Below are 22,997 nucleotides of genomic sequence, written 5' to 3' on the forward strand. Positions count from 1 at the left end.
ATGGAGTGGCGACGATGACCCTCGTGTACCCGTTCGACGACGCCGCGACGGCGCGGGCAGTCGTCGGCGAGGACGGCACGCTGGTCGCGTGGAACGCCGGCGCACAACGCCTGCTGGGCTGGTCGCCCGCCGAAGTGGTGGGCAGACCGGCGGTGAACCTGCTGGTCAGCGGAGGCGAGGAGGCGCCCGCCGGGCCCGTCGGCACCCGCTGGGACGGCGTCCTCACCCTGTGCCACCGCGACGGCACCGCCGTGTCGGCCTGGCTGCTCGCCCATCACCGGAACTCCTCCGACGGCGGCCCCGGGCACTGGCTCGTGGTGACCCCGCTGGACCCCGGCGGCCCCCGCTCCCTGGACGACCCGCTGGGCACCGCCGTGCTGACCCAGTCCCCCTGCGCGGTCGCCGTCTACGACGAGCAGCTTCGGCTGCGCCGGGTCAACGACGCCATGGCCGAGGTGATCGGGCTCCCGGAGAAGCGCATCCAGGGGCTCAGGCTGTCCGAGATCGGCGGCAAGCAGCAGAGCGAGGAGCTGGAGGAGCAGCTGCTGCACGTGCTCAGCACCGGCCGGGCCAAGGACGTGCAGACGTACATGCGGACCGGCGGCGAGGACAGCGCGCACGCCTGGCTGGCCCGGATGGCGCCGATCACCGACCCCTCGGGCCGGGTGCGGGGCGTGTGTCTGGCCGCCCACGACTTCACCGACAACTTCCTCGCCCGGGAGCGGCTCCAGCTGGTCAACGAGGCGAGTGTGCGCATCGGCAGCACCCTCGACGTCACCCGCACGGCCCAGGAGCTGGCGGACGTCTGCATTCCGGCGCTCGCCGACTTCGTCAGCGTCGACCTGCTGGACTCCCAGGAGCACGGCGAGGTCCCGGTGCCGCTCACCGCACCGGTCGAGCTGCGCCGGGCCGCCCACCAGTCGGTGGAGCCCGGCAACCCGATGGCGGTGGTCAAGCCGGGGCACAGTGAGCTGTATCCGGCCACCTCTCCGCAGGCCGACTCGCTGGTGGCGGGCCGCACCATCGTGGCCACCGTGGCGTCCGGGCAACTGGACCAGTGGCTCAACTGGCACAAGACCCGCGCCGAGCGGGTCAAGGAATACGGCGTCCACTCCACGATGTCCGTGCCGATCCAGGCCCGCGGCCAGACCCTCGGGGTCGCGGTCCTCACCCGGTTCCGGCGGCCCGACCCCTTCACCCCGGACGACGTCCTGCTGGCCGAGGAGATCACCGCACGGGCCGCGGTCTGCATCGACAACGCCCGCCGCTTCTCCCGCGAGCGCGAGACCGCGCTCGCCCTCCAGCGCAGTCTGCTGCCCCGCTCACTGCCGCGCACGGCCGCCGTGGAGGCCGCCTCCCGCTATCTTCCGGCCGCGCGGGCCGGGGTGGGCGGTGACTGGTTCGACGTGATCCCGCTGTCGGGGATGCGGGTGGCGATGGTCGTCGGGGACGTGGTCGGACACGGCATCCAGGCCTCGGCGACGATGGGACGGCTGCGCACCGCCGTCCGCACCCTCGCCGACATCGACCTGGCCCCGGACGAACTGCTCACCCACCTCGACGACCTCGTCGTACGGCTGTCCGCGGAGGCCGGCGGCGAGGGCAGCCCCGGCGAGGTCGGGGCCACCTGTCTCTACGCGGTCTACGACCCGGTGTCGCGGCGCTGCACGCTGGCCCGGGCCGGGCATCCGGCACCCGTGCAGCTGACGCCGGGCGGCGTGGCCCACGAGGTGGACCTGCCCGCGGGGCCGCCGCTGGGACTCGGCGGACTGCCGTTCGAGTCCGCCGAGCTGGACCTGCCCGAGGGAAGCGTGCTGGCCCTGTTCACGGACGGGCTGATCGAGTCCCGGGAGCGGGACGTGGACGCCAGTCACGCGCTGCTGTGCGAGGCCCTGGCCGTCCCCGCCGGCTCCCTGGACGAGACCTGCGACCGGATGCTGCACACCCTCCTCCCGTCCCGCGGCTCCACCGACGACGTGGCGCTGCTGCTTGCCCGCACCCAGGGGCTGCCCGCCTCCCAGGTGGCGACCTGGGACATCCCTGCCGACCCGGCGCTGGTCGGGCCCATCCGCAAGCAGGTCGTGGAGCAACTGGCCCGCTGGGACCTCAGCGAGGTGTCGTTCACGGCCGAGCTGGTCACGAGCGAGCTGGTGACGAACGCGATCCGGTACGGCGCCCGTCCCATCCGGCTGCGGCTCATCCATGACGCGACCACCCTGATCTGCGAGGTCTCGGACACCAACCACACCGCCCCGCACCTCAGGCGCGCCAAGACCTGGGACGAGGGCGGCCGGGGCCTGCTCCTGGTCGCGCAGCTCACCCAGCGCTGGGGCAGCCGGCACACGGCCGACGGCAAGACGATCTGGGCGGAGATCGGCCTCCTCGACGAGGAGTGAGCGAACCTTTCCGGCCGCGCCCCGCTCGGCGAGGAATGCGTGAACTTTTCCCGCCCGCGCCGCGTCGGACCCTGATGACGGGGCACAAGGCGCCGTACGAGCGCGTGCGTGGGATCTCCGGGAGTGTGGAGACATGACGAACAGGTTCCTCGGTGTACGGCGGGCCGCGCTGGCCGCGAGTTCGGTCGCGCTGCTCGGGCTGGTGACGGGCTGCGGCAGCGGCGACGACTCGGCGAGCGCCCCGCGCACGGAGTCCGGTACGGCGACGCCCGAGACCTCGGCGAGCAGCGCGCCGAGCGGGGTCCCCACCGACGCGGTGAGCAACTCCCTCACCCCGTCCGCGCCCCGGACCACGGCCTCGGGCACCCGCTGCCACACCTCCGAGCTCAGCGCCTCCGTCGGCCGCAACAACCCCGGCGCCGGACAGGAGAACTTCCCCGTCGTGCTGACCAACGAGTCGAGCCGCACCTGCACGCTCTACGGCTACCCCGGCACCGCCTTCGTCGACGCGTCCGGCAAGCAGCTGGGCCCGGACCCCCAGCGGTCCTCGGGTGACGCGGAAACCGTGCGGCTGGCGCCCGGCAGCAGTGCCTGGGCCGGTCTGTCCTTCGCGAACCCCGAGGTCAGCGGAGCGGCGACGGCCACCCCGGCCGCGCTGGTGGTGACCCCGCCGGACGAGGAGGATCCGCTGAAGGTGACCTGGAAGGGCGGCGAGGTCCCGGTGTCCGGCAACGAGTCGTCGGTGCGGCTCATCCCGTTCAGTCCGGGCACCGGGGCCTGAGCGGTCCTCGCCCGGCGTATCCGGCTCGGGGCATCGCGGGCGAGGTCGGGGGTATCGGAGGGTTCTTACCCTGGCCTGGTTTCATGTCCGGGCACGATCAGCACGCCCTCCGAAGGAACAGCCCTGAACACCCCGCTCGCCGAAACCCTGTCCGTCGCCCTGCTCGTCGCCGTCCTCGCGTGGGCGGTCCTGCGTCCCTTCGGATGGCCGGAGGCGGTGGTCGCCGTCCCGGCGGCCGGCCTGGTGGTCGTGACCGGGGCGATCTCCCCCGAGCACGCGTGGGCGGAGGCCGAGCGGCTCGGGCCCGTCGTCGGGTTCCTGGCCGCGGTGCTGGTGCTCGCCCACTTCTGTGACGTCGAGGGGCTGTTCCACGCCTGCGGGGCCTGGCTGGCACGCCGGGCGGCCGGCTCGCCCGGGCGGCTGCTGACCGGGGTGTTCCTGCTGGCGTCGGCGATCACGGCGGTGCTCAGCCTGGACGCCACCGTCGTCCTGCTCACCCCGGTGGTGCTGGCCACCGCCTCCCGGATGGGGGCCCGCGCCAAGCCGCACGTCTACGCCTGCGCCCACCTGTCGAACACGGCCTCGCTGCTGCTGCCGGTGTCCAACCTCACCAACCTGTTGGCCTTCGAGGCGAGCGGGGTGAGCTTCACCCGGTTCGCCCTGCTGATGACGCTGCCCTGGCTGGTCGCGATCGGCGTCGAGTACGTGGTCTTCCGGCGCTTCTTCGCCACCGACCTCACCGTCGTCGACCACTCCCCCGAGTCCGCCGACGAGCCCGCGCTGCCGCTGTTCGCCCTGGTCACCGTCGGCTGCACGCTGGCCGGGTTCGTGGTGGCGTCGGCCTTCGGCGTCGACCCCGCCTGGGTCGCGTGCGCCGGGGCGCTGGTGCTGGCGGGCCGGGCACTCGTCCGGCGCCGGGCCACCCCGGTCACCGTGGTGCGGGCCGCGGCACCGGCCTTCCTGGCGTTCGTGCTCGCGCTCGGCGTCGTGGTGCGCGCTGTCGTGGACAACGGGCTCTCGGACGCCCTGGACCGTGTGCTGCCCGACGGGACCGGGATCGTCGCGCTGCTGGGGATCGCCGCGCTGGCCGCCGTCCTGGCGAACCTGATCAACAACCTGCCCGCGGTCCTGGTGCTGCTGCCGCTCACGGCCGCGGCCGGCCCCGGCGCGGTCCTCGCGGTGCTGCTCGGCGTGAACATCGGACCGAACCTCACCTACGCCGGGTCCCTGGCCACGCTGCTGTGGCGCCGCATCCTCCACCGGCAGGACCACGAGGTGGGCCTCGGCGAGTTCACCCGGCTCGGCCTGCTGACCGCGCCGACCGCGCTCGCCGCGGCCGTGGTGGCGTTGTGGGGCTCACTCCAGCTCGTCGGAGCCTGAGCTCGTCCGGGCTTGAGGCCGTCCGAGCTTGAGAGGCCGTGCCCGTTGCCGGCCGCGCCTCGCCGGGCTCGATGAGCTGTGGCGCTGGTCAGCGCCTGCCGCCGTACCCACCGCCGTAGCCGCCTCCCGGGTAGCCGCCACCCCAGCCACCGCCGTACCCGCCGCCGTAGCCACCCCCGTAGGGGCCGCCTCCGTACGGGCTGCCCCCGTACGGGCCGCAGGCATACGGGTTGGAGTAGCAGTCCTGGCCCGTGCCGGAGCTGCTCGACGGTGTCGGCGTGGGCTCGGTGGACGGCGTCGGGCTCGCCGTGGGCGTCTTCGAGGGCGCCGGGGCGGACTTCGGGGTCGGGGTGGGACTGCTCTCCGCGTCCCAGTTGACCGCCTGCATCTGGGGCTCGGTCTTGGAGGTGTCGAACACCCAGCGCTGGGCGGAGCCGTCGTCGCGGTTCTTCAGGACCAGCGCGCCGGACCCGTCGGTCGCCGCGGGCGTGAGGGCGAGGTCCTGGTCCCAGCGCGGTACGAGGGTCCCCTGGAGCGTGAAGTCGTAGCGGACGTTCTTGGCGTCGGGCTTGGTGGCGCCCGTGCACAGCGCGAGCCGCACCGAGTAGCCGAGGTGGGAGTCCAGGCACAGGTCGGGCTCGGCCGCGCTGCGCAGCAGTCCGTCGGTCTCGTACGTCCACTGCTGGTCCGCGCCGGCGGAGCACTCGGCGAGTTCGGTCTCGGCGCCCTGGACGATCTTCTTGCCGACGACACCGACGCACAGCCCGGAGTCGACGTTGTGCAGACGCCCGCTCAGGTCGCCCTTGCGCGCCTCGCTCGCCCCGGCCCATGACGGGTCGCCGGTGGCGGAGGCCGAGTCGGAGCCGGGTGCCTCAGAGGGACCGGCGGCGGACGTGTTGTCGCCGTCGGACGAGCTGAAGGAGGACCACAGGACGAGTGGCAGAACCACTAGTCCGCTCACCGTGAGCACCGCGGCGGTGAGATTGCGGCGGGAGGTGCGCCGGGCGGCCTTGTGGGCCGAGCGGCGGGAGGCGGAGCGGGCCCGGGAACGCGGTCCGGGAACGGCGGGTCCAGCGGGGGCCGCCCCCGCGGGCGGAACGGTGGGCGGCAGCGGAACACCGAAGCCCTCCCCCGCGCCGAAGGCCTGGGCAGCACCGAAGCCCTCCCCCGCGCCGAAGGCCTGGGCAGCACCGAAGGCCTCGCCCGCACCGAAGGCCTCTCCGGCGCCGAACGCCTCCCCGCCGCTGAAGGACCGCCCTCCGAAGGCCTCCCCCACGAACGGCCGCACCGGTACGTGCTGTTGGGCCTCCTGAGCCGCTCCCGCGTCGTCGACGCGCATCCGGGACGCGACGTAGGCGTCGGCACCCCAGCCGAGCACCGCCTCGGCGAGGGCCAGGCCGAGCCCCCCGTTGAACTGGTGCAGCTGGTCCGCGGTGTGCATGCAGTGCCTGCACCGCTCCAGGTGCTCGCGCAGATCGGGATCGAGGTCGACGCCACCGCGCCGGTAGGTCACGTCGAGCAGCCGCAGGTAGTGCCGGCACTCCTGCTCGGGGGCGAGTTCGCGGTGCACCTGGAGGCACTCCTCGCGCAGCCGCTCGCGGGCCCTGCGGAGTTCGACCCCGGCGTCCTCCTCGTCGAGGCCGAGGAGCGCGGCGGGGACGCCGAGGGGTTCGGCCTCGACCTCGGTGTGCCACAGCAGGCAGCGGGCGGACTGCTGGAGCCGCTGGAAGGCGCCGGACAGCAGACGGCGGTCGGCGGGCGGCAGCAGACGGGCCGCGGCACGTTCGCCGTCCGTCTCGGTTCTCAGGGCCGGGTGGAGCATCTCGCGTCGGCCGTCGGCATCCCACTCGGCGGCGATCCGGCGGACCGTGACGAGCAGATGGGGCCGCCAGGCGGAGGTCGGCCCGGTCTGGCGCAGCGACTCCCCGAACAGGCGGGTGAACGCGGCCGTGGTGAGCATGCCCGCGGGGCGGGGGCCGTCGGTGCACAGGCGCGCGTAGGCGAACGCTGCTTCCCAGTGCCGGTCCAGGAGTTCGCCGACGGGTTGCAGGGCGGGTGTCGTACCGCTCCACTTCTTGAGCTCGGCGCTCAGCTGTTCGTCCGTGACGTCGTGCGGACGAACCGGAGACGGTGAATTCGACAGGCCTGCGTCCTTCACGGCGGCATTTCCTCCCGAGGGCATGCTGCGTTGCATAAAGTCCATACCAATGGGTACGTCCGCCTTGGGCTGCTCTCTTGAAGCGTGAGGGGCGTACGGAGGGGGGTCATGAGCACACAGGGGGAAATGTGCATTGTCTGTGTGCTGACAACGCATACCTTTGCACAGGTCAGGGACGCCCAACAAGTGATCCCACGGATTTTCAGATTCCGCCCGCCCGGCACAGATAGACGTTTCGTCAGCACCGGGGATTTCGTCATTGGAAACAGGATTCAGTTAACTCCGCGAAGAGATCCAGGCAACCATTGAAGGTCCACTCCACAGCGCGTCCGGGTGCCCCGGCGAGGTCAGGCCCGAACCATTGAGCCGGCGGTCCGGTAGGCGCCGGGAGGTGTTCCGTAGCGCTCGCGGAAGACGCGGTTGAAGTGGAAGGGGCTGGCGAAGCCGGAGGCGGCGGCGACGCGTTCCACCGAAAGGTCGGTGCTCTCCAGCAGCCGGGCGGCATGGTGCAGCCGGGCCTCGCGCAGCGCCCGCATCGGTGAACGGCCCAGCTGCCGGGCGAAGAGGTGGGCGAACCGGGACGGCGAGAGCGAGACCTCGGCGGCGAGCGAGCCGACGGTGTGCGGGGCGCCGGGGTCGGCCGCGATCAGCTCCTGGGCGCGCCGCACCCGGGGGTCCACATCGGTCCCGGGCCGGCTGCGTCGGACCGCGCCCGCGGTGAGCAGGACGACCTCCTCCAGGGCGTTCAGGGCGAGTTCGCGGGCGGTGGTGCCGTGGGCGACGGCCACGGCGACGCGGTCGTCGGCCGGGGCGGTGGGGGGCGGGGTGCCGGTGCCGGGCCGGCGGGCGTCGGCCAGCATCCGGTGGAAGGCCGCCTCGATGCGGGCGTGCGGGCCGTCGTCCGAGGGGTCCGCGGCGACGACGTACAGGCCGTCCCCTGTGCCGTACGGCCCCAGCCAGGCGGCCCAGGAGGGTCGGGCTCCGCAGTGCGCCCACCAGAACTCCCAGTGGTCGGCGCCCTGTTGGACGCCGTAGCCGTGCCGGACGCCCGGGGCGAGCACCACCAGGTCCCCGGCGCCCGCCCCGGTCTCGGTCCGTCCCTGGCGCAGCGAGCCCCGGCCGCTCACCGTCCAGGTGAACAGCCAGCTGTCGGCGCCGCGCGGCCGCTGGACGGTGTAGCCGGGGAGTTCGTCGTAGTGGCCGACGACCACGAGGCCCGGCGGCGGGCCGGGATCGCCGGGCGCGGCAGTCTCGGGCAATCCGTCGGTGGTCATGGGCATCCTCCTCACCTGTGCTGCGGCCTAGCGTGACGAGTGGAACACATCGGACGAGGGAGTGGACGCATGACCGTCACAGGCAACGAGAGTGGGATCCGGCAGTTCGAGGAGGCCGGTTTCACGGTCGTCCGGGGGCTGTTCGCCCGCGAGGAGATCGACCGGCTGTGCGGCGAGTTCTCGGCACTGCACGCGAGCGGCCCGGTGCCGGGGCACTTCGAGCCGAGCGAGTCCGCGGACCCGCTGCGCAGGTACCCGCGGGTGATGCAGCCGCACGAGATCAACCACCTCGCGCGCGAGGTCCTGCTGGACGCGCGGCTGCGGGAGGTGCTGGAGTCGCTGCTCGGCGAAGAGGTGCTGGCCGCGCAGAGCATGTTCTACTTCAAGCCGCCGGGGGGCCGGGGGCAGGCACTGCACCAGGACAACTTCTATCTGCGGGTCGAGCCGGGCACCTGTGTCGCCGCCTGGGTGGCCTGCGACGAGATCGACCGGGACAACGGCGGTCTCGAAGTGGTCCCTGGCACCCACCGCATGGACCTGTTCTGTCCCGAACTGGCCGACTCCGAGGTGTCGTTCGCGAAGGAGTACGTGGCGCCGCCGCCGGGGCTCGCCGCGGTTCCCGTCGACATGGCGCCGGGGGACGTGCTGTTCTTCAACGGCAGCCTGGTGCACGGCTCGCAGCCGAACCGTACGGCCGACCGGTTCCGGCGCTCGTTCATCGGGCACTACGTGGGCGCTTCGACGCAGCGGATCGGGCACTACTACCGGACGCTGTCGATGAGCGGTGCGCGGGTGCCGCTGCCGGAGAGCGAGGGGGCCGGTCCGTGCGGTACGGAGTTCGCACCGCAGGGACCGCACTAGAGGGCACCGGTGGGTGCCGGCGTCAGCTGTGACCGACGATGGGCCGGGCCGTGTACGGCGCCTCCAGCTCCTCGATCTCCTTGTCGCTGAGCTCGAGTTCGACGGCCGCCACGGCGTCCTCGATGTGGTGCGGCCTGCCCGCGCCGACGATCGGGGCCGCCACGGTGTCCTGGGCGAGGAGCCAGGCGAGGGCGACCTGGGCGCGCGGGACGCCCCGGTCGCCGGCGATGCGGGTGACGGCCTCGACGATGGAGCGGTCGCCCTCCTGGTAGAGACGGCTGCCGAAGTTGTCGGTGGAGCTGCGGTCGGTGACCGTGCCCCAGTCGCGGGTCAGCCGGCCGCGGGCCAGCGGGCTCCACGGCAGGGCGCTGACCTTCTGGTCGGCGCACAGCGGCAGCATCTCGCGTTCCTCCTCGCGGTAGAGGAGGTTGTAGTGGTTCTGCATGGAGACGAACTTGGTCCAGCCGTGCCGCTCGGCCGTGTACTGCATCTTCGAGAACTGCCAGGCGAACATCGAACTGGCCCCGATGTAGCGGACCTTGCCCGCCTTCACCAGGTCGTGCAGGGCCTCCATGGTCTCCTCGACCGGGGTGTGCGGGTCGAAGCGGTGGATCTGGTAGAGGTCGACGTAGTCGGTGCCCAGGCGCCGGAGGCTGTGGTCGATCTCCGTCATGATGGCCTTGCGGGACAGCCCCGCCGCGTTCTGCCCGGACCGCATCCGGCCGTTCACCTTCGTCGCCAGCACGATCTCGTCGCGGTCGGCGAAGTCCGCGAGGGCCTTGCCGACGATCTCCTCGCTGGTGCCGTCGGAGTAGACGTTCGCGGTGTCGAAGAAGTTGATGCCCGCGTCCAGGGCCTGCCGGATCAGTGGCCGCGACGCCTCCTCGTCGAGGGTCCACTCGTGCACGCCGCGGTCCGGCAGGCCGTAGGACATGCAACCCAGACAGATCCGCGACACGTCCAGGCCCGTCGAACCGAGCTTCACGTACTGCATCGTTGCTGCTCCTGCCTTCGAGAGGGGTCCGAAGGGGAGCCTACGGCTTCGGGTGCGCCCGGTGTCCCCGAGTCGCGGACCCGCGCTCAGCGTCCTTGCGGCTCGACCAGGTCCAGCGCCCGTTCCCACCCGAACTCCTCGCCCTCCGCGCCCTGAAAGGGGTGTCCGAACCGTACGCCCATCCCCCGCAGCCGGGTCAGGCTGTCCTGGTAGGCGGGGTGGGCGGCGAGGTCGTCGGAGACGCAGGGGAGGACGCCGGTCGGGACGCCCTGGCCGGCCACCTCGCACAGGGTGCCCACGGCGAGGGTGTCGGCGATGCCCGCCGCCCACTTGTTGACGGTGTTGAAGGTGGCCGGGGCGACCACGACCGCGTCGGGCGCCGGGAAGGGCCGCGGCTCTCCGGGGCGGCGCCAGGCGGAGCGGATCGGACGGCCGGTCTGCGCCTCGACGGCGACCGTGTCGAAGAAGCCGTTCATGGCGGTGGGCGTGGCGATGACCCCGACCCGCCACCGGCGCTCCTGCGCGGCGGTGATCAGCTTGCCGACGCCGGCGGCGATGCCGGCGGCGCAGACGACGACGTACAAGAAGGGCGGTATCTCGTCCTGTTCGCTCACGCCGGAACCCTACTCAAGCGGGAAGGACAGCCCCCGCTCCGTCTCGGGCCGCGGGCCGTGGATCCGGCGCTCCTGCTCCTCGATCGGCACGTCGTCGATGCTCGCCTCGCGCCGGGTCATCAGCCCGTGCTCGTCGAACTCCCACAGCTCGTTGCCGTACGACCGCCACCACTGCCCTCCGGCGTCCCGGCACTCGTACTGGAAGCGGACCGCGATGCGGTTGCCGTCGTACGCCCACAGGTCCTTGCGCAGCGCGTACTCCCGCTCGCGGGCCCACTTCGCGGTGAGGAACTCGACGATCCGGGCGCGGCCGGTGAGGAAGGTGTCGCGGTTGCGCCACACGGAGTCCTCGGAGTAGGCGAGCGCCACCCGCCGCGGTTCCCGGGTGTTCCAGGCGTCCTCGGCGGCCTGCACCTTCTGGGCGGCGGTCTCGCGGGTGAAGGGCGGCAGCGGCGGGCGGTCGGTCATGTGATCCTCCGGGACGGCCATGCGAGAACGTGCGTTCTCCGGGTGGCTGCTACCGTAGGAGAACGCACGTTCTCACGTCAAGGAGTGGTCGTCCATGGACAGCGCAGTGGCCCGAGAGCGGGTGCTGGACGCCGCGGAGGAGCTGTTCTACGGACGGGGCATCCAGTCCGTCGGCATGGACGACATCCGCGGCACCTCCGGCGTCTCGCTCAAGCGGCTCTACCAGCTCTTCCCGGCCAAGGAGCAGCTGGTGGAGGCCTATCTGGAGCGCCGGGACGGGCGCTGGCGGGGGCGGCTCGCGCAGTTCGTGGAGCGCCGGGCGGACCCGGACGCACGGATCCTCGCCGTCTTCGAGTGGCTGGAGCGGTGGTTCGGCGAGGAGGGCTTCCGCGGGTGCGCCTGGATCAACTCCTACGGCGAGCTGGGCGCCACCTCGGATCGGGTGGCGCACCAGGTCCGGGCGCACAAGAGGGCGTTCGGGGACTACCTCGACGCACTGGTGGCCGACGCCGGGCGCCCCGCCGAACTGGCCGCGCCACTGTTCCTGCTCGCCGAGGGGGCGATGGTGACGGCGGGCATCACCCGGAGCACACAGCCCGCCGTCCAGGCGCGGGAGGCGGCCCGGCTGCTGCTGGACCGCTGAGGCCGGAACCGGGTCAGGCGACCGTCTCCGACACCGTGATGGCGGCGACGGGGCAGGCCCGGGCGGCCTCCCGGACCATGGGGTCGCCGCCGCCGTCCTGTCTGCCGGGCAGAAGCGCGCTGTAGCCGTCGTCGTCCTGGGTGAAGACGCCCGGGGCGGCCAGGGCGCACTGGCCCGCCCCGATACAGACGTCCCTGTCGATGTCGATGTGCATGAGCGGGGCCTCTCACCAGGTCACGGGGAGCTCCAGCATCCCCTGGATGGTGTCGCCGGGTTTGAAGGGGATCTCCTCGGCGGGGGCGGCGAGGCGCAGGGTGGGCAACCGGTCGAAGAGGGTGCGCAGGGCGATCTCCAGTTCGGCGCGGGCGAGGTTCTGGCCGAGGCACTGGTGGATGCCGAAGCCGAACCCGATGTGGTGCCGGGCGGGCCGGTGCCAGTCCAGGGTGTCCGGGTCGGTGTAGACGTCCTCGTCGCGGTTGACGACCGAGGTCGAGAAGACGACTCCCTCGCCCGCCCGGATCGTCGTCCCGGCCACCTCGATGTCCTCCAGGGCCAGCCGCAGCAGTCCGTCGGCGATCGACAGCATCCGCATGAGCTCCTCGACCGCTGCCGGGACCAGCGCCGGGTCGGTGCGCAGCTCGGCGAGCCGGTCCGGGTGCCGGAGGAGGGTGAAGGTGCCGAGGGAGATCATGTTGGCGGTGGTCTCGTGGCCGGCGACCAGCAGGATGATCGCCAGCGCGATCACGTCCTCGCGGGTCAGCTCGCCGTCCCGCAGCTGCCCGTGGACGAGTTCGTCGAGCACGCCGTCGCCCGGCTCCGGCTGCTTCTGCTTGTGGTCGATCAACTCGTCGACGTACTCCTCGAGTCGGTCGCGCGCGTCCATGACGTCGTCGGCCGTGGGACCGCGCAGCAGCCGCCGGGACTGCCCCTCGAAGAAGTCGTGGTCGGCGTAGGGCACGCCGAGCAGGGCGCAGATCACGGTCGAGGGGACGGGCAGCGCGAAGGCGCTCACCAGCTCGGCGGGCGGCCCCTGCGCGATCATCGCGTCGATGCGTTCGTCGACGATCTCCTGGATGCGGGGGCGGAGCGCGGTGGCCCGGCGGAGCGTGAAACTGGGGACCATCATGCGCCGCTGGATCCGGTGCTCGGGGTCGTCGACGCCCAGCAGCGCGGTCCTCCGCTTCCTGAGCCCGGCGAAGCGTTCCGTGGGCGCCGGGAAGCCGTCGCGGGTGCGGTCGGTGGACAGCCGGGGGTCGGCGAGCAGGGCGCGCGCGGTGTCATGGCCGGTGACCAGCCAGGCCGGACGGCCGTCGAAGAGGGCGATCCGGGACAGCGGGCGGGCGGCGCGCAGGGGGTCGTAGGCGGTCGGCGGGTGGTAGGGGCAGGTCCGGTCCTGGGGGAACGCGACAGGTTCCGTTTCCGTCATGGAAGACCTCGCAGACGAAGGGTGCGTCGTGCAGATCCTCATTAGATGCCCGGGGCATCTATAGGGCGACGGGAAGTTCGGCCAGATCGGTGACGCGGGGAATCTGGCCGGGGATCGCCGCCGTGGAGCGGGAATCGGCGGACGGTCCGCCCGGCGCACGGGGTCCACCTCGGAAATGCGCTTGCCGTGGCCGGTTCCCAGCCCCCATGATCTGGCCATGCTGACGACCGAAGCCTTCCTGCCGCCGACCGCCACCGCCGTTCTTCCGGTGCGCGTCCAGCAGCAGCCCGGCCGACCGTGGGGGCCCACGCTTCCGCGCTCGTGACCGCCGCGCTCGTCGCGGGGCTGCTCGCGGGGTACGGCATCGCCGTTCCCGTCGGCGCGGTCGCGACCTATCTCGTCTCCCTCACCGCCCGTACGTCCCTGCGCACCGGTGTCTGCGCCGCGCTCGGTGTGGCCACGGCCGACGGGCTGTACGCCCTGGTGGCCACGGTGGCCGGCTCGGCCGTCGCCGCGCTGCTGCGGCCGGTGCTCGACCCGCTGCGCTGGGCGGCCGCCCTGGTCCTGGTGGTGCTGGCGGTCCGCGGCGCGGTGACGGCCGTGCGCCAGTACCGCGCCCATCGCCTCGCCACCCGCACCACCCCGCCGCCCCCGAGCCCGGCCCGGGCCTATCTGGGCCTGCTCGGCATCACCCTCCTCAACCCGACCACCGTGATCTACTTCGCGGCCCTGGTCCTCGGCACCCGGGCCGAGGACGCCGTACGGCCCCTGGAACAGGGCGTGTTCGTCCTCGCGGCGTTCGTCGCCTCGGCGAGCTGGCAACTCCTGCTGGCCGGCGGCGGCGCCCTGCTGGGACGCACGCTGACGGGACACCGGGGTCGCCTGGTGACGGCCCTGGTGTCGAGTGCCGTGATCACGGGGCTGGCCGTGCGGATGATTCTGCCGTGAGAAGGGCCCGCCGCTGGGTAACCCGGTGGGGATGAATCCCGCGCGGGACGGTGTTGACGTCCCGTGCGGGAACCCGGTAGCGGACGACTAGGAGACGGTGACGATGCCTCTTGAGGGCGAGTACCAGCCCAGCCCGACCCAATGGGTGCGTGATCAGGTGGAGTTGTACGAGAGCTCCGGTGGTACCAAGGGGACCACCCTCATGGACACCGGGAGGCCGGTCATCGTGCTGACGACGCGGGGTGCGAAGAGCGGCAGCATCCGCAAGACCCCGCTGATGCGCGTCGAGCACGACGGCCGGTACGCGGCGGTCGCCTCGCTGGGCGGGGCGCCCAAGCACCCGGTCTGGTACCACAACGTCAAGGCCGATCCGCTGGTCGAGGTCCAGGACGGGCCGGTCAAGCGGGACTTCAGGGCCCGTGAGATCACCGGCGCGGAGAAGGACGAGTGGTGGGAGCGGGCCGTCGCGGCCTATCCGTCGTACGCCGACTACCAGAAGAAGACGGACCGGGTCATACCGGTCTTCGTCCTGGAGCCCGTCGACGAGGACTGACGGCCCTCGAGAAAATTTCTCCGCTGAAGACGCATGACCCGGTTTCGGCCGGGCACCCGTCCGTCAGGCCCCGCCGCGTTCCCCCGTCGCGGCGGGGCTTTCTCGTGCTTCCTCGGTGGGCCGGTCGGTGACGTCGAGGAAGATCTGGTCCGCTTCGGCGACGGTCGTGGCGACCGACCGCTTGATCCGTACGGCGACCTCCTCGACCCGCTCGCTGTCCAGGCCCGGCACCAGGTCGACCCGGGCGGCGACCAGCAGCGAGTCCAGCCCCATCTTCATGGTGAACAGGGCCTCCACGCTGTCGATCTCGGGCTGCGCGTCCAGCAGTGCCCGGATCCGGGCGCTGGCCTCCGGGTCGGCGGCCTCGCCGATCAGCTGCCCCATGGCCTCGCGGCCCAGCCGGTAGGCCACGTAGACCAGCAGCACGCCGATGGCCAGGGACGCGGACGCCTCCCAGACGACCTGCCCGGTGACCATGTGCAGTGCCATGCCGATCATCGCCAGGGTCACGCCGAGCACCGCCGTGCCGTCCTCGGCGACCACCGTGCGCAGGGCGGGGTCCCGCATGCCCTGGGCCGCGCCGCCCTGCTTGTGCACCTGGTGCAGCGCCCGCACCAGCGAGATCCCCTCGGCGAGGAAGGCCACGCCCAGCACGATCAGGCCCGCCACATAGCCGCTGAGCTTCTCCTCGGCCCCGTTGCGAAGTGCTTCCACGCCCTGGAAGACGGAGAAGCAGCCGCCCATCACGAAGATCCCCACGGCCGCGAGCAGCGACCAGAAGAACCTCTCCTTGCCGTAGCCGAAGGGATGGCGCCGGTCGGCGGGGCGGCGGCTGCGGTGCAGTGCGGCCAGCAGGAAGACCTCGTTGAGGCTGTCCGCGACGGAGTGCGCCGCCTCCGACAGCAGGGCGGGCGAGCCCGCCAGGAGGCCTCCCACGGCCTTGGCGACCGCGATCACCAGGTTCGCCGCGAGCGCCACCAGCACGGTGACGCGTGTCTTCCGGTCCGCTTTTTCGTTCGTCGATGTCCCGCTCACCCTCGCCGGTTGCCCGCCGCCAGGGCACTCACACCGTGCCGACTCCCGAAAACGGGGAACGCGTCCACCAGGACAGGTCACACGGGAGGAAGCATGGACAGCGCCGGCGACGGCAACAGCGCGTACGGCCAGAAGGCGTTCAAGCGGTCCAAGAGCCATTTCGCGGACCGGGTCACGGCCGACGCGCGGGACGGCTGGCCGGTGGAGGCCGGCCGCTACCGCCTCGTGGTGAGCCGTGCGTGTCCCTGGGCGAGCCGGGCCGTGATCTCGCGGCGGCTGCTCGGTCTGGAGGACGCCCTGTCGATGGGGATCACGGACCCGATCCAGGACGACCGGAGCTGGCGTTTCACGCTGGATCCGGACGGCCGCGACCCGGTGCTCGGCATCCGCTACCTCAGCGAGGCCTACGACAAGCGGGAGAGCGACTATCCGGGCGGGGTGAGCGTGCCCGCGCTGGTGGACATACCGAGCGGGAAGCTCGTCACCAACGACTACCAGCAGCTCACCCTGGACCTGGCCACCGAGTGGACGGCCCTGCACCGCGAGGGCGCTCCGGACCTGTATCCGAGGGCGCTGCGGGACGAGATCGACACGGTGATGGCGGACGTCTACGAGGACGTCAACAACGGGGTGTACCGGGCGGGGTTCGCCACCGGGCAGGAGGAGTACGAGGAGGCCTGTGCGGGCGTGTTCCGCCGGCTCGACCTGCTGACCCCTCGGCTGGCCCGGCAGCGGTACCTCGTCGGGGACACCATCACCGAGGCGGACATCCGGCTGTTCACCACGCTGGTGCGTTTCGACGCCGTCTACCACGGTCACTTCAAGTGCAACCGCTGGAAGCTGACGGAGAACGAGGTGCTGTGGGCGTACGTCCGTGATCTCTACCAGACGCCGGGCTTCGGTGACACGGTCGACTTCGACCACATCAAGCGGCACTACTACCAGGTGCACAGCGGCATCAACCCGACCGGCATCGTTCCGCTCGGACCCGATCTGTCGGGCTGGCTGACCCCGCATCACCGGGAGGAGCTGGGCGGCCGACCGTTCGGCGACGGCACGCCGCCGGGGCCGCCGCCGGCCGCTGAGCAGGTGCCCGCGCGCGGACGTCCCTGACCGGCGGCTCACCTCGACGCACTCGACTCACTCGACTCACTCGAACGAGGAGATCCACATGGCCAAGAAGAAGAAGCTGAAGCTGCCCCTCGCCTACCAGCCCCTCGGGTTCGCGCTCGGCTGGTCGAGCGGCTGGCTCGCGGGACTCGCCTTCCGCAAGACCTGGATGGCGATCCGCCACGAGGAGGACGCGCCGGACGCCCTGGACCGCGACCGCGGCTGGGGCGAGATCCTCCTGGCGGCCGCGATCCAGGGCGCCATCTTCGCCGCGGTACGCAGCGCGGTGGACCGCACCGGCGCAAAGGCCATCGAACGCTCCACGGGCGTCTGGCCGGCCTCGGAAAAGGGCGGCCGCGACTGACCCGCCGGGGGTCTGAGCAGGTGGGCCCGACATAGCCGTGCTCTGAGCGGGAGGGCTAGAAGCAGCCGTGGGCTCAAGTGGGTGGGCTCGACACAGCCGTGGGCGGGGGCCGGGGAAGACCGGCAGCCCGCCCCGGCGAGTCGGGCCGACTCAGCCGCACATGGGCGAGCCGGACCGGCTCGCCCTTCCGCGGGCGGCCCGGACCGGTGGCCCCGCCACGCCGGGTCAGACCGACAGGGCGTGAGTGCGCGCTCACCGACAGCGCTGCCCTGGCGGGTCCGACCGGCTCAGCAAGCGCATGGGTGTGCAGGACGGGCCCAGCCTCCCATCGGCGGAGCAGACCGGCAGGCCCCGACCCTGTGGGTTCGCATCAGCCGCGCGTGGACGGGCCCACCCGGCAGCCTTGCTCTGGCGCGTCGAACCGGCTCAGCAGACGGATGGGCGCGCAGGCCCGGCTCGGCCTCCCGTCGGCGCAGCAGACGGGCAGGCCTCGACCCGCCGGATCGACTCAGCCCCGCCCTCGCGGATCGAAGACGCCGGATCCGGCCTGGCCTCGGCGAGGTCGGGGACGGGTCAGCCCTGCTTAGGAGCCGTAGGGGTGACCAGGCGTACGGTGAAGGAGTGGCCGGCTGGGTCGGCGTAGCCGCGTTCCTCGAAAGGGCCCGCTGCGTCCTTCGTGTCCAGGGGGCGGCCGCCGAGTTCCACCACCTTGCGCTCCACCGCGTCCAGGTCCTCGACCACGAAGTCGATGTGGGCCTGGAGGGAGTTCTCGGGGCGGGGCCAGCTGGGCGGTGTGGCGTTCACGTCGCGGCGGAAGGCCAGCCGGAAGCCGTCCGTCCCCCTGATCTCCACGCGGTTGGCGGTGGCGTCCGTCTCCTCGGCCTCCAGCAGCTCCTTGTAGAACACGGCGAGCTTCTCGGGCTCGGCACAGTCGAGCACGACGACCCCCGCTTTCACCAGTGCCATGTCTCCTCCGAAGGGTCCGGCCACGGGGCGTAGGCGCCCCGCGGCCCTGTACCTTGCGGATATCCCGGCACGGCCGATTCAGTCGGCGACCAGCCACTGACCGTCCCTCATGAGCTCACGCCCGGCGAGCTCGTTGGCCTCCCGCCAGGCCTGGACGCGCTGCGGTGTGACACGGAAGTACAGGTAGGGCGTGGTGAGCCCGCGGGGGTCGAAGCCGGTACGGGACGCGAACCGGTCGCCCTCCTCCTCGCCCAACTCGGCCTGGGTGACGGTCTCGACGCTTCCCTCGATCATCACGACATCCCGGGTGGGCCCCAGACCGAGCCGCACCCTCCCGGTCGCCTTCAGGTTCCTCCCGGTGGGACTGGCGGCCGGGGTCGCCAGAAGAAGCGCGGACCCGTCCCACAGGAACGAGAGCGGAACGAGATACGGCACCCCCGAGCCGTCGTCCGGGGCCGTCGCGACCCAGACGTCCTCATCGTGTTCCAGTCGGTGCAGGGTGTCCTTCTTGCGCTGCTCGGCGGAGCGGGCGGGCTGTGGCGCCATCGGCACGGGTCCTTCTGCTGGATCATCTGGATCATCAATTGACGGCATCAGTCTGGCCGTTCGCACCGCTCTGCACCTCCGACTTTCGGCCGAGTGCGGACCGCAGCGTCACCGCGTGGGCGGCGAATCCCTGCCGCTCGTAGAAGCGGATAGCGTCCGGGTTGGCCGCATACGCGGCGACCTCCGCCTGTGTGGCCCCCCGCGCCTCGGCCCAGGCGAGGAACTCCGCCACCAGCCGCCCACCGACCCGCGAGCGCCGATGAGCCGGCCGGACGTACAGGGCGTTGAGCGTCGCCGACCTGACGGGCCGTACGGCCGAGGGCTCGGTCAGCGTGCCCGTCAGATGACCGACCACCTCGCCCTCGTGATCCACCACCAGCACGAGCCGCCCCCCGTCCGCCAGGACCGTCGCGAACGACTCGGCCCCGTGCCGGAGCGGCCAGTCCACGTCGACGCTCGGGTCCCTGGTCCCGGCGTCCTCGGCGAACAGGCCCGCGCTGGAGGCGACCAGGCCCGGGATGTCGTCGGGGCGGGCCGGACGGACGGTCAGCTCGTGGTCAGTCATGGTCCGCACGGTAGTGGCCGACACTGACAGTGGACTTCCTGGACGGATGTCCAGCTATAGTGGACACACGTCCAAGAAGTAGAGGAAGCGCTGATGGAGATCCTGGCGAACGTGCTGGTCGGCCTGGTGGCCGCGCTGCACGCGTACATCCTGGTGATGGAGATGTTCCTGTGGCAGAAGAAGCCGGGAATGTCGTTCCACGGGTTCGACCGGGACATGGCCCGGGCCACCGCCGCCATGGCCGCCAACCAGGGGCTGTACAACGGCTTCCTCGCGGCCGGCCTGGTGTGGGGGCTGGTCGCCGGTGACCCGACCGGGTTCCGCGCGCAGGTGTTCTTCCTGGTGTGCGTGATCGTGGCCGGTGTGTACGGCGCCGTCACCGCCAACGTCCGCATCCTCTTCGCGCAGGCGTTGCCCGGCGCCCTCGCCCTGGCTGCCGTCCTCGCCGCGCAGTGACCCGCCCCGCGCCCGAGGACCCGCGGGCGGCCCGCACCCGGGCACGGCTGCGGGAGGCGCTCCTCGCGGAGTGCGCCGAGCGCCCGCTGGAGGAGGTCGGCGTGGCCGCGCTGGTGCGGCGGGCCGGGGTCGGCCGGGCCACCTTCTACGTCCACTACGACGGCCTGGAGGCGCTCGCGGTCGACGCGTGCGCGGACGTCGTACGGGACGCCGTGGAGGCGCTGCACGCCTGGCGCGGGCGCCCCGACCCGGTGCACGCGCCGCCCGCGCTCGGGGAGTTCTTCGCCGGGCTCGCCCCGCACACCGCCCTGTACCGGGCGCTGCTCGCACCGGGCGGCGGCGGTCCGCTGGGCAGGGTCCTGCACCGGGACCTGAGGGCCTACAGCCTGCGGGAGCGGGAGCTCGCGGGCGCCGCCGACGCCCCGCTGGTCGCCTCCGCGGTCGCGGCGACCTTCGCGGGCGTCCTGGCCGACTGGCTGCACGGCCTGCTCGACGCCACCGCCGCCGAGATCGCCGACCAGGTCTGGCAGTTGCTGGTCGCACTCCACGCGAGCCGCTGAGGCGGGCTCACTTGCAGGCCACCCGGTCGGGCAGCCGGGGCCAGGCCTCGACGCCGTCCGGGGTGCGGACGTAGGCCGTCCGCCGGTCGTCCGCCAGCCACAACTCCCTTTTCCCGTACCGGTATCCGGTGTCCCTCGCGTCGGCCGGCAGGCGGACGTCGTCGGCGTATCCGCCCGTGAGGACACCCTCGGGGTCGCGGGCGTACATGCCGTCCAGTTCGAGGAAGTGCACCCGCTGCCAGCCGCAGTGGTCGTCCCCGGCGTGGCTGCTGACCTCGGCGCTCGGCACCCGGCGGCCGGCGCGGTCGGTCCAGATCTCGATGCCGTGGGAGTCGGTGAACGAGGCCGGGAGTTCCGAGGGGTCGCAGGACGCGCTGGTCTCCGGACCCCAACCGGGCCTGTCCTTCTGGTCCTTGGCCACCACGACCGCCACCTTGGTGCGTCCGTCCACGTCGTAGGAGTACAGGACCCGGTCCCTCTCCCGGCGCTCGACGCGGTAGCCGGAGCCGGGGGCCTGCGGTGAGAAGAGGTCGACGTACAGCCTCAGCCCCTGCTCGGGGTCGGCTCCGCCGTCCGCCTCGCTCCAGCCCTCGGGTCCGTTGCCGACCGAGATCTCGCCGTCGCACTCCAGGGCCCGGCCCGCCGCTCCGGACGCCAGGCGGGAGGCGTACGCGCCGTGCTCGTCCAGTTCCCTCGTGGGCACGTCCAGCGGGCCGGCGTACGGCGAGCTCGGCGCCGTACCGTCGACGACCAGGTCGTCCCCGGTGTCGCACCCCGCGACCACCATGACCAGCGCCGCCCCCAGCACCGCCGTAACCCCTGTGCGCACCCCGGCCCCCAGCACTCCGCCCGTCCTCATGATCCTTCGACGCCGTGGGGCCGCGGAACGTTCAGCGTGCCGCGGCCGTCTGGAAGGTCCGCCGGTACACCTGCGGGGACACGCCGATCGCCGCGTGCAGGTGCTGGCGCAGGGAGGCACCCGTGGCGAAGCCGACGCGGCCGGCGATCTGGTCGACCGACAGGTCGCTGGACTCCAGGAGGTGCCGGGCGCGGGCCACGCGCTGCTGGATCAGCCAGCGGCCGGGGCTCAGACCGACCTCGTCGTTGAAGCGGCGGGCGAAGGTGCGCAGGCTCATCCGGGCATGGGCGGCCAGCTCGGTCAGGGTCAGGGGCTCGTCGAGGCGCTCCAGGGCCCAGGCGCGGGTCTCCGCGGTGCTCGCGGCGCCCTGTTCCGGCACCGGCTGCTCGATGTACTGGGCCTGGCCGCCGTCCCGGAAGGGCGGCACCACACAGCGGCGGGCGACGGTGTTGGCGAGCTCGCTGCCGTGGTCCTTGCGGACCAGGTGCAGACAGATGTCCACGCCGGAGGCGGCCCCGGCGGAGGTGAGGATGCGGCCGTCGTCGACGAAGAGCACGTCGGGGTCGAGGTCGATGTGCGGGTAGCGGCGCCGGAAGTGATCGGCGAGCTGCCAGTGGGTCGTCGCCCGGCGGCCGTCCAGGAGGCCGGCCGCGGCGAGGACGAAGGCACCGGTGCAGATGGACACGATCCGGGCCTCGGGGCGGACGAGGGCGAGGGCCGCGCGCACCTGCTCCGGCAGCTCGGCCGGTATCCGGTCCGAGGAGACCGGCGTGATCACCACGGTGTCGGCGGTGGCGAGGATCTCCGGCCCGTGCTCGACGCCGATGGTGAAGTCGGCGTTGCTGCGCACCGGTCGGCCGTCGACCGAACAGGTCAGGATCTCGTACCGGCCGTCGGCCGCGCCGAGGATCCGGCTGGGGATGCCCAGCTCGAAGGGGTACACGCCGTCCAGGGCCAGCACCACGACCCGATGGGTCCGCTCCACATGTCGCATGGCACGATCCTATCGAAGCTTGGCAATCGTGCCATTTCCTGGGCGGGCGGGGCCGGGCAGGCTGGTCGACCATGAGCACTGTGAACACGATGCGAGCCATCAGCCAGGACACCCTCGGCGGTCCCGAGGTCCTCAAGGAGATCGAGATCGAGCGCCCCGCGCCGGGGCCCAACCAGGTGCTGGTCCGGGTGCGGGCGGCCGGCCTCAACCCGACCGACTGGAAGCACCGCGCCACCGGCGGCTTCCTCGGCAAGCCGCCGTTCGTCCTCGGCTGGGACGTGTCCGGCGAGGTCGAGGCGGTCGGCATCGGCGTGGCGACCTTCCAGCCCGGCGACGAGGTGTTCGGCCTGCTGCCGTACCCCTACGGCCACGGGTCGCACGCCGAGTACGTCATCGCGCCCGTGCGGGCGCTCACCCACAAGCCGTCGTCGATCGACCACACGCAGGCCGGTGCGCTGCCGCTGGTGTCCCTGACCGCCTGGCAGGCCCTGGTGGAGAACGCGGACCTGCGGCCGGGACAGCGGGTGCTGATCCACGCGGCGGCCGGCGGGGTGGGCCATGTGGCCGTGCAGATCGCCAAGGCGCGGGGCGCGTACGTGATCGGCACGGCGAGCGCGGGCAAGCACGACTTCCTGCGCGGCCTCGGCGTGGACGAGACGATCGACTACCGGGAGACGGACTTCGCCGAGGCCGTCAAGGACGTCGACGTGGTGCTGGACACCCTCGGCGGTGAGACGTCGGTGCGGTCGCTGAAGGTGCTGCGGCCGGGCGGCATCGTGGTGTCGATCCTGCCGGTCGGCTCGGACGAGTTCGGCAAGGAGGCCGAGCGGCTCGGGGTGCGGGCCGTGCGGATGCTCGTGGACGCCGACCGGGCCGGGATGAACGCGATCGTGGACCTGGTGGAGAAGGGCGAGCTGCGGGCCACGATCGAGAGGACCTTCCCGTTGGCCGATGCCGCCGAGGCGCATGCGCTGGGCGACACCGGCCGTACGACGGGGAAGCTGGTGCTGGTGGTCGACTGACCGCCGGGACAGCGGGTCAGGTGG

25 protein-coding genes are annotated in these 22,997 nt (G+C 72.4%); 12 read left to right on the forward strand and 13 right to left on the reverse strand.

What is annotated here, in order from left to right; all coding sequences use genetic code 11:
* The first annotated feature begins 14 nt into the window (after nt 1-14).
* From ACFULQ_RS04255 to ACFULQ_RS04265, 3 genes are all read left to right on the forward strand, one after another.
* Entirely contained in the window at nt 15-2,396 is a 2,382-nt protein-coding gene (locus tag ACFULQ_RS04255) for a SpoIIE family protein phosphatase (protein WP_383537896.1), read from the forward strand.
* A gap of 133 nt (nt 2,397-2,529) precedes the next feature.
* Entirely contained in the window at nt 2,530-3,177 is a 648-nt protein-coding gene (locus ACFULQ_RS04260; RefSeq protein ID WP_383537899.1) for a DUF4232 domain-containing protein, read from the forward strand.
* 123 nt (nt 3,178-3,300) lie between these two features.
* On the forward strand, nt 3,301-4,557 hold the full coding sequence (locus ACFULQ_RS04265; RefSeq protein WP_383538133.1) for an arsenic transporter: 1,257 nt from the start codon (nt 3,301-3,303) through the stop codon (nt 4,555-4,557).
* An 88-nt stretch (nt 4,558-4,645) separates the two neighbouring features.
* Here ACFULQ_RS04265 and ACFULQ_RS04270 read toward each other — a convergent pair whose 3' ends face one another.
* Both ACFULQ_RS04270 and ACFULQ_RS04275 read right to left on the reverse strand, forming a co-directional pair.
* Nucleotides 4,646-6,715 carry an RICIN domain-containing protein gene (locus tag ACFULQ_RS04270; RefSeq protein WP_383537902.1) on the reverse strand — a complete coding sequence of 690 codons (2,070 nt, stop codon included), beginning with the start codon at nt 6,713-6,715 and terminating at the stop codon, nt 4,646-4,648.
* A gap of 347 nt (nt 6,716-7,062) precedes the next feature.
* On the reverse strand, nt 7,063-7,989 hold the full coding sequence (locus ACFULQ_RS04275) for a helix-turn-helix domain-containing protein (protein ID WP_383537904.1): 927 nt from the start codon (nt 7,987-7,989) through the stop codon (nt 7,063-7,065).
* A 69-nt stretch (nt 7,990-8,058) separates the two neighbouring features.
* Here ACFULQ_RS04275 and ACFULQ_RS04280 point away from each other — a divergent pair, with 69 nt between their 5' ends.
* Nucleotides 8,059-8,850, forward strand: a complete 792-nt coding sequence (locus ACFULQ_RS04280) for a phytanoyl-CoA dioxygenase family protein (RefSeq protein WP_383537907.1) — start codon at nt 8,059-8,061, stop codon at nt 8,848-8,850.
* Nucleotides 8,851-8,872: 22 nt separating this feature from the next.
* Here ACFULQ_RS04280 and ACFULQ_RS04285 read toward each other — a convergent pair whose 3' ends face one another.
* The 3 genes from ACFULQ_RS04285 to ACFULQ_RS04295 form a co-directional block, all read right to left on the reverse strand.
* Nucleotides 8,873-9,844: an aldo/keto reductase gene (locus ACFULQ_RS04285; RefSeq protein ID WP_383537909.1), complete on the reverse strand. Its 972-nt coding sequence runs from the start codon at nt 9,842-9,844 to the stop codon at nt 8,873-8,875.
* Nucleotides 9,845-9,930: 86 nt separating this feature from the next.
* A complete protein-coding gene (locus ACFULQ_RS04290; protein WP_383537912.1) occupies nt 9,931-10,458 on the reverse strand; it encodes a flavoprotein in 528 nt (175 codons plus the stop codon).
* Between the two features lie 9 nt (nt 10,459-10,467).
* Nucleotides 10,468-10,926: a nuclear transport factor 2 family protein gene (locus tag ACFULQ_RS04295; RefSeq protein ID WP_383537915.1), complete on the reverse strand. Its 459-nt coding sequence runs from the start codon at nt 10,924-10,926 to the stop codon at nt 10,468-10,470.
* A gap of 94 nt (nt 10,927-11,020) precedes the next feature.
* Between ACFULQ_RS04295 and ACFULQ_RS04300 the strand changes: the two genes are divergently transcribed.
* Nucleotides 11,021-11,569, forward strand: coding sequence for a TetR/AcrR family transcriptional regulator (locus ACFULQ_RS04300; protein WP_383537917.1), 549 nt, complete (start codon nt 11,021-11,023; stop codon nt 11,567-11,569).
* A gap of 13 nt (nt 11,570-11,582) precedes the next feature.
* Here the strand turns inward: ACFULQ_RS04300 and ACFULQ_RS04305 are convergent, their stop codons facing one another.
* Both ACFULQ_RS04305 and ACFULQ_RS04310 read right to left on the reverse strand, forming a co-directional pair.
* A complete protein-coding gene (locus ACFULQ_RS04305; protein WP_383537920.1) occupies nt 11,583-11,783 on the reverse strand; it encodes a ferredoxin in 201 nt (66 codons plus the stop codon).
* A gap of 12 nt (nt 11,784-11,795) precedes the next feature.
* Nucleotides 11,796-12,995: a cytochrome P450 gene (locus ACFULQ_RS04310; protein WP_383537923.1), complete on the reverse strand. Its 1,200-nt coding sequence runs from the start codon at nt 12,993-12,995 to the stop codon at nt 11,796-11,798.
* A 321-nt stretch (nt 12,996-13,316) separates the two neighbouring features.
* On the opposite strand from ACFULQ_RS04310, the gene ACFULQ_RS04315 reads away from it, so the two are divergent.
* Complete coding sequence (locus tag ACFULQ_RS04315; RefSeq protein ID WP_383537926.1) at nt 13,317-13,943, forward strand: LysE family transporter; 627 nt, start codon at nt 13,317-13,319, stop codon at nt 13,941-13,943.
* A gap of 103 nt (nt 13,944-14,046) precedes the next feature.
* Entirely contained in the window at nt 14,047-14,496 is a 450-nt protein-coding gene (locus ACFULQ_RS04320; protein ID WP_383538135.1) for a nitroreductase family deazaflavin-dependent oxidoreductase, read from the forward strand.
* A 63-nt stretch (nt 14,497-14,559) separates the two neighbouring features.
* Here the strand turns inward: ACFULQ_RS04320 and ACFULQ_RS04325 are convergent, their stop codons facing one another.
* Nucleotides 14,560-15,612, reverse strand: coding sequence for a cation diffusion facilitator family transporter (locus ACFULQ_RS04325; RefSeq protein ID WP_383537928.1), 1,053 nt, complete (start codon nt 15,610-15,612; stop codon nt 14,560-14,562).
* A gap of 12 nt (nt 15,613-15,624) precedes the next feature.
* Between ACFULQ_RS04325 and ACFULQ_RS04330 the strand changes: the two genes are divergently transcribed.
* Both ACFULQ_RS04330 and ACFULQ_RS04335 read left to right on the forward strand, forming a co-directional pair.
* Nucleotides 15,625-16,644, forward strand: a complete 1,020-nt coding sequence (locus tag ACFULQ_RS04330) for a glutathione S-transferase family protein (RefSeq protein WP_383537930.1) — start codon at nt 15,625-15,627, stop codon at nt 16,642-16,644.
* Between the two features lie 58 nt (nt 16,645-16,702).
* Nucleotides 16,703-17,005, forward strand: coding sequence for a DUF4235 domain-containing protein (locus ACFULQ_RS04335; RefSeq protein WP_020134811.1), 303 nt, complete (start codon nt 16,703-16,705; stop codon nt 17,003-17,005).
* A 573-nt stretch (nt 17,006-17,578) separates the two neighbouring features.
* Here the strand turns inward: ACFULQ_RS04335 and ACFULQ_RS04340 are convergent.
* From ACFULQ_RS04340 to ACFULQ_RS04350, 3 genes are all read right to left on the reverse strand, one after another.
* Nucleotides 17,579-17,971 (reverse strand): VOC family protein, encoded by a 393-nt coding sequence (locus tag ACFULQ_RS04340; RefSeq protein WP_383537932.1) that lies wholly within the window; start codon nt 17,969-17,971, stop codon nt 17,579-17,581.
* A gap of 78 nt (nt 17,972-18,049) precedes the next feature.
* Nucleotides 18,050-18,517, reverse strand: a complete 468-nt coding sequence (locus ACFULQ_RS04345; RefSeq protein ID WP_383537934.1) for a pyridoxamine 5'-phosphate oxidase family protein — start codon at nt 18,515-18,517, stop codon at nt 18,050-18,052.
* Nucleotides 18,518-18,551: 34 nt separating this feature from the next.
* Nucleotides 18,552-19,082 (reverse strand): GNAT family N-acetyltransferase, encoded by a 531-nt coding sequence (locus ACFULQ_RS04350; protein ID WP_383537937.1) that lies wholly within the window; start codon nt 19,080-19,082, stop codon nt 18,552-18,554.
* Nucleotides 19,083-19,175: 93 nt separating this feature from the next.
* On the opposite strand from ACFULQ_RS04350, the gene ACFULQ_RS04355 reads away from it, so the two are divergent.
* Both ACFULQ_RS04355 and ACFULQ_RS04360 read left to right on the forward strand, forming a co-directional pair.
* Complete coding sequence (locus ACFULQ_RS04355; RefSeq protein WP_383537939.1) at nt 19,176-19,538, forward strand: DUF1304 domain-containing protein; 363 nt, start codon at nt 19,176-19,178, stop codon at nt 19,536-19,538.
* Complete coding sequence (locus tag ACFULQ_RS04360; RefSeq protein WP_383537941.1) at nt 19,535-20,098, forward strand: TetR/AcrR family transcriptional regulator; 564 nt, start codon at nt 19,535-19,537, stop codon at nt 20,096-20,098. The genes ACFULQ_RS04355 and ACFULQ_RS04360 overlap by 4 nt, the downstream gene beginning before the upstream one ends.
* A 7-nt stretch (nt 20,099-20,105) precedes the next feature.
* On the opposite strand, the gene ACFULQ_RS04365 is transcribed toward ACFULQ_RS04360, so the two are convergent.
* Nucleotides 20,106-20,957, reverse strand: a complete 852-nt coding sequence (locus tag ACFULQ_RS04365) for a hypothetical protein (RefSeq protein ID WP_383537943.1) — start codon at nt 20,955-20,957, stop codon at nt 20,106-20,108.
* A 31-nt stretch (nt 20,958-20,988) separates the two neighbouring features.
* Complete coding sequence (locus tag ACFULQ_RS04370; protein ID WP_383537945.1) at nt 20,989-21,951, reverse strand: GlxA family transcriptional regulator; 963 nt, start codon at nt 21,949-21,951, stop codon at nt 20,989-20,991.
* A gap of 71 nt (nt 21,952-22,022) precedes the next feature.
* Here ACFULQ_RS04370 and ACFULQ_RS04375 point away from each other — a divergent pair, with 71 nt between their 5' ends.
* Nucleotides 22,023-22,973: an NADP-dependent oxidoreductase gene (locus tag ACFULQ_RS04375; protein WP_383537948.1), complete on the forward strand. Its 951-nt coding sequence runs from the start codon at nt 22,023-22,025 to the stop codon at nt 22,971-22,973.
* Nucleotides 22,974-22,997 lie beyond the last annotated feature (24 nt).

Source organism: Streptomyces sp. NPDC057253, assembly GCF_042669125.1.
GTDB lineage: Bacteria > Actinomycetota > Actinomycetes > Streptomycetales > Streptomycetaceae > Streptomyces.

Coding starts and splice junctions, on each gene's coding strand:
- ACFULQ_RS04350 (WP_383537937.1), bottom strand. CDS start 19,082: ATGACTGACCACGAGCTGACCGTCCGTCCGGCCCGCCCCGACGACATC.
- ACFULQ_RS04260 (WP_383537899.1), top strand. CDS start 2,530: ATGACGAACAGGTTCCTCGGTGTACGGCGGGCCGCGCTGGCCGCGAGT.
- ACFULQ_RS04330 (WP_383537930.1), top strand. CDS start 15,625: ATGGACAGCGCCGGCGACGGCAACAGCGCGTACGGCCAGAAGGCGTTC.
- ACFULQ_RS04275 (WP_383537904.1), bottom strand. CDS start 7,989: ATGACCACCGACGGATTGCCCGAGACTGCCGCGCCCGGCGATCCCGGC.
- ACFULQ_RS04370 (WP_383537945.1), bottom strand. CDS start 21,951: ATGCGACATGTGGAGCGGACCCATCGGGTCGTGGTGCTGGCCCTGGAC.
- ACFULQ_RS04340 (WP_383537932.1), bottom strand. CDS start 17,971: ATGGCACTGGTGAAAGCGGGGGTCGTCGTGCTCGACTGTGCCGAGCCC.
- ACFULQ_RS04365 (WP_383537943.1), bottom strand. CDS start 20,957: ATGAGGACGGGCGGAGTGCTGGGGGCCGGGGTGCGCACAGGGGTTACG.
- ACFULQ_RS04280 (WP_383537907.1), top strand. CDS start 8,059: ATGACCGTCACAGGCAACGAGAGTGGGATCCGGCAGTTCGAGGAGGCC.
- ACFULQ_RS04310 (WP_383537923.1), bottom strand. CDS start 12,995: ATGACGGAAACGGAACCTGTCGCGTTCCCCCAGGACCGGACCTGCCCC.
- ACFULQ_RS04295 (WP_383537915.1), bottom strand. CDS start 10,926: ATGACCGACCGCCCGCCGCTGCCGCCCTTCACCCGCGAGACCGCCGCC.
- ACFULQ_RS04320 (WP_383538135.1), top strand. CDS start 14,047: ATGCCTCTTGAGGGCGAGTACCAGCCCAGCCCGACCCAATGGGTGCGT.
- ACFULQ_RS04300 (WP_383537917.1), top strand. CDS start 11,021: ATGGACAGCGCAGTGGCCCGAGAGCGGGTGCTGGACGCCGCGGAGGAG.
- ACFULQ_RS04285 (WP_383537909.1), bottom strand. CDS start 9,844: ATGCAGTACGTGAAGCTCGGTTCGACGGGCCTGGACGTGTCGCGGATC.
- ACFULQ_RS04345 (WP_383537934.1), bottom strand. CDS start 18,517: ATGGCGCCACAGCCCGCCCGCTCCGCCGAGCAGCGCAAGAAGGACACC.
- ACFULQ_RS04375 (WP_383537948.1), top strand. CDS start 22,023: ATGAGCACTGTGAACACGATGCGAGCCATCAGCCAGGACACCCTCGGC.
- ACFULQ_RS04355 (WP_383537939.1), top strand. CDS start 19,176: ATGGAGATCCTGGCGAACGTGCTGGTCGGCCTGGTGGCCGCGCTGCAC.
- ACFULQ_RS04335 (WP_020134811.1), top strand. CDS start 16,703: ATGGCCAAGAAGAAGAAGCTGAAGCTGCCCCTCGCCTACCAGCCCCTC.
- ACFULQ_RS04305 (WP_383537920.1), bottom strand. CDS start 11,783: ATGCACATCGACATCGACAGGGACGTCTGTATCGGGGCGGGCCAGTGC.
- ACFULQ_RS04255 (WP_383537896.1), top strand. CDS start 15: ATGACCCTCGTGTACCCGTTCGACGACGCCGCGACGGCGCGGGCAGTC.